Genomic DNA, 3734 nt, shown 5'->3' with positions numbered 1-3734 from the left:
AGATTGTTGTCGGAAACCGCCGATCCGCCCCAGCCGGCGTCGATCAACGCGTCCTTGGACACGGGCACGCCCGCATTCTGGATCAGTAGCCGCAGCAGCGCGACGGCGCGTTGCCCGAGCATGGTCGGCTCGGTGCCGTAAAAGAGAATGCCCGCCTCCGGATCGAGGCGGAACGGGCCGAACTGGTAGCGGTCGCCCCTGACTGTCATTGGAGTCTTTTAGCAAATTTTTGGCAACGAATTCACGACTTTCCCGCGTGAGCGGCCGATGTTGCGCGAACGCTTGCCGGAAACAAGCGCTCTGTCAGAGGAGGATCATATGAGCGCCGACGCCGTCATCCACATGCCTGACGAGAGGAAGGGCGTCATGCTGCGTGGCCACCCCATGGCTTTCCTCGTTACCGATGAAAATACCAGGCACACGAGCATGTTCGACTGGACGATCCCGCCGCAGTTCGCCACCGGGCGACATGTTCACCGGGTGCAGGAGGAGACCTTCTACCTGCTCGAGGGCGAGTGTGAATGGCATGTCGGCGACAGGACGGTCCGGGCGACGCCCGGAACCTTCCTGTTCATCCCTCCGGGCGTGCCGCACAACATCACCAATGTCAGCGAGAAGCCAGCGCGCGTGCTGATGACCGTCTCTCCGCCTGGCCACGAGCATTATTTCGAAGAACTAGCCGAGCTGACGGCGCATGGGGCGCCTGATCCAAAAGCACTCGCCGATCTGCGAAACCGCTACGATACAGACCAACTGTCGACGCTGACGACGCGCTCGTGAATGTGGCTAGCGCAATCGCCCACGATGTCAGCTTTCCGGAGTTCCGTGTCGTGGTCGCTACGGCGGCAATGGGGCGCAAAGCTGCCGTGCAGAACGGATAGGCGTTGCGCCGATTCACGTTGCCACGATGGCGCACGTGCCAGAAGGTCGACGCCTTCCAACCTACCCTAGATCCGAATCTCGTATCCCACTTTGTCCATGAGCTCCCGCAATTCGGGCTGAGACGAGATCCAGAAAGTTCGAAAAGCTTCCAGGAACCCCAGGGAAATTGGACGGCGCATCGGACAAAAGGGTCGCGAGATATCGTAGCGAACGTCCGAAACGGAGCGGTCAATGTCGTCGGCAAAAGAGCGCCGAATAGGGCTGTCGGCGGCCCTTTCGCGGGAACGAAAAAGGAAGAGAAGCAGAACTTTCGTGTGCGATTTTTGCACACGGTCTCAGCTAACTATCTGATATTCCGTACCTATCCGCCCCATCCATCATTGGTGCTATGGCTATTCTGAAATCTTGATACTTCGACATTTTTTTATTGTTTCAAAAATGTTGGGCCACGTCGTGTGCGCTCTTTTCCCCACGAGACGCCCCTTTGTCCGGTTTCCGATGCGTCGGTGCACACGGGGCGCACACGAATTGGACACCTTCCCTAAACTAAAATCCGGCTCTTGGAGAGCCCAGGTTCGTCACGGGGCATCTCACGAAGATTTTTGCGCGGCAGGAACGCCGAGATCGGCGCACGATGCAGCGCCGCTCTTTCGCGATCCGGTGGCGCTCCATCCGGCCGGCCTGAAAAAGATGGGCATCAAAATCCTCGATCCAAGGACTTCTGTCGGTACCCGGTTAGATTTCAACCGAACGTTGCGCGCCTTTTTTGGCGAGGAGCAGCGCCATTTCTTCCGCAATTAGCGCCTGCTTATGGAACTTTCTGGCCGGTGTTCCATTGCAATCGCATGCAAGAATCTGTCCAGCGGATCCGGACGCGGGCACCGTCCCTACGCTACTCATTGGTGCTGCCGATATACAATGAGGAGGAGGTGTTGCCCCGGCTGGTCGAGCGGATCAGCGCACTGACCGCAAAACTGGACGGAGACACCGAAGTCATCTTCGTCGACGACGGAAGCAGCGATCGAAGCGTGAGCTATTTGCGCGGCATGGTCGCCGCCGAACCGAGCTTCCGCCTGATCGAGCTCTCCCGCAACTTCGGCCACCAGATCGCCATCAGCGCCGGCATGGAAGCGGCCTCCGGCGAGGCCGTCATCGTCATGGACGCTGACCTGCAGGATCCGCCCGAGGTCGTTCTCGACCTGGTGGCGAAGTGGAAGGACGGCTTCGAAATCGTCTACGCAAGGCGCGTCAGCCGCAAGGGCGAAACCTGGTTCAAGCGCTTTACCGCCAGCCTGTTCTATCGGCTACTGGAGAGGATGACACCGGTCGAGATCCCGCGCGATGTCGGCGACTTCCGCCTCGTCGGCCGGAGGGCGCTGGACACGTTCAAGCGCATGCCGGAGCACGACCGCTTCGTCAGGGGCATGTTCGGCTGGATGGGTTTCAAGCAGGCGGCGGTGCCGTTCGAGCGCCCGGCGCGGACGCTTGGTGAAACCAAATACCCGTTATGGAAGATGATGCGGCTTGCCATCCATGGCATCATCGGTTTTTCGGAGCGGCCTCTGCAACTGGTGCTGTTGACCGGGTTGGCCATTTCCGCTCTCGCCCTGGCGTTCGGCGCATACGCCATCGCGGCCTGGATCCTCGAAACCGGCGTGATTGCCGGCTGGACATCCACGGTGGTGATCGTGTCGCTGCTAATCGGCATCAATCTTTTCATGACCGGCGTGATGGGTCTCTACGTCGGCAGCATCCATGCCGAGGTCAAACGGCGCCCGCTCTATGTTGTCGAAAGGCTGAGTGGCTTCGACCGGCCGATGCGCGTCGCCTCCCGCGACAAGCGCGCTTCGTTTCGCAAGTCCAGGAACGGGGTCACGGCGGATGTCCGAACTCTTCGACAGCTATAGGTCCAGCTACAGTGAGGCAGTCGAGGGCTCGATCCGGTTCTCCGGGCTGCGCCATGATTTCTTCCTGCGTGCCAAGGCCGAGCTTCTGCGACGACTGGTCCTCGAGCAGGACCTCCGGCGGGCCGGCGCAGGCGTGCGCGCGCTCGATGTCGGTTGCGGCGTAGGCTCGCTTCATCCGCATCTCGCCGATGTCTTCGATCGACTCGACGGCTGCGACGTGTCGAAGGAGTCACTCGTGCGTGCCAGCGCTGAGAACCCGCACGTCGCATACAGCGTGTGCACCACCTCACGCCTGCCTTACGCGGATGGCATGTTCGACCTGGCGTTCGCCAGTTGCGTCGTCCACCACGTGCCGCCTGCGTCGTGGCTGGGTTTCATCCGCGAGATGCGGCGCGTCGTTCGGCGAGGCGGACTTGGCTGCATCATCGAGCACAATCCCTACAACCCGCTGACCCGTATGGCGGTGTTGAGATGTCCATTCGACAAGGACGCCGTCCTGCTTCGCGCTGGCAAGGCGGCATCGCTGCTTGAGCAGGCGGGCTTCCGCGACGTGCACTGCGAGCATTTTCTGCTCCTGCCGTCGGCCAAGCCGCTTGCCCGGAAACTGGAAGGCGCGCTCGCTTGGCTGCCGCTCGGAGCGCAGTATGCCTGTGTCGCCCGCGCCTGAGAATCGTCGCGTCGCCGGCACGAAGCTCCTGGGGCGCTTCGCTTCAGTCGGCCTTGTCGCCACAATCCTCTATGCCGTCCTGACTACAATCTTTGCCCAATCGAACTGGCTCGGGCTCGCGCCCGTCGAAGCCTCGCTCGCCGCTTACGCGGCCGCCGCCCTGTTTTCCTATCTGGCGCACAAATCCTTCACCTTCATGTCGGCCGGCTCGCACCGGTCACAGGCGCCGCGTTTCGTATTGCTGACGATTGCCGGCCTCGCTATGGCTTACGCGGCAC

General features: G+C 61.2%; 5 protein-coding genes and 1 pseudogene. 5 read left to right on the top strand and 1 reads right to left on the bottom strand.

The genetic code is table 11. The features are described from left to right. Nucleotides 1-209: pseudogene (locus tag EOA32_RS34635) on the bottom strand (winged helix-turn-helix domain-containing protein); the annotation flags it as partial. Nucleotides 210-318: 109 nt separating this feature from the next. On the opposite strand from EOA32_RS34635, the gene EOA32_RS34630 reads away from it, so the two are divergent. The 5 genes from EOA32_RS34630 to EOA32_RS34610 form a co-directional block, all read left to right on the top strand. Further along, entirely contained in the window at nucleotides 319-780 is a 462-nt protein-coding gene (locus EOA32_RS34630; RefSeq protein WP_128374097.1) for a cupin domain-containing protein, read from the top strand. 630 nt (nucleotides 781-1410) lie between these two features. Further along, nucleotides 1411-1683 (top strand): hypothetical protein, encoded by a 273-nt coding sequence (locus tag EOA32_RS34625; RefSeq protein WP_128374096.1) that lies wholly within the window; start codon nucleotides 1411-1413, stop codon nucleotides 1681-1683. 44 nt (nucleotides 1684-1727) lie between these two features. Continuing rightward, nucleotides 1728-2789, top strand: coding sequence for a glycosyltransferase family 2 protein (locus tag EOA32_RS34620; protein WP_095780514.1), 1062 nt, complete (start codon nucleotides 1728-1730; stop codon nucleotides 2787-2789). Beyond that, nucleotides 2764-3456: a class I SAM-dependent methyltransferase gene (locus EOA32_RS34615; RefSeq protein WP_128374095.1), complete on the top strand. Its 693-nt coding sequence runs from the start codon at nucleotides 2764-2766 to the stop codon at nucleotides 3454-3456. Before EOA32_RS34620 ends, EOA32_RS34615 begins: the two co-directional genes overlap by 26 nt. Continuing rightward, the coding region (locus tag EOA32_RS34610; RefSeq protein WP_189407618.1) for a GtrA family protein at nucleotides 3434-3734 on the top strand (301 nt) is incomplete at its 3' end. The genes EOA32_RS34615 and EOA32_RS34610, both read left to right, overlap by 23 nt.

The sequence above is a fragment of the Mesorhizobium sp. M1A.F.Ca.ET.072.01.1.1 genome (assembly GCF_004023325.1).
GTDB lineage: Bacteria > Pseudomonadota > Alphaproteobacteria > Rhizobiales > Rhizobiaceae > Mesorhizobium.
This window is presented reverse-complemented; position numbering and strand designations above follow the sequence as displayed.

Bases quoted from the DNA above. Each gene is read 5' to 3' on its own strand.
- EOA32_RS34630 (WP_128374097.1), top strand. From the start codon at position 319: ATGAGCGCCGACGCCGTCATCCACATGCCTGACGAGAGGAAGGGCGTC.
- EOA32_RS34615 (WP_128374095.1), top strand. From the start codon at position 2,764: ATGTCCGAACTCTTCGACAGCTATAGGTCCAGCTACAGTGAGGCAGTC.
- EOA32_RS34620 (WP_095780514.1), top strand. From the start codon at position 1,728: ATGCAAGAATCTGTCCAGCGGATCCGGACGCGGGCACCGTCCCTACGC.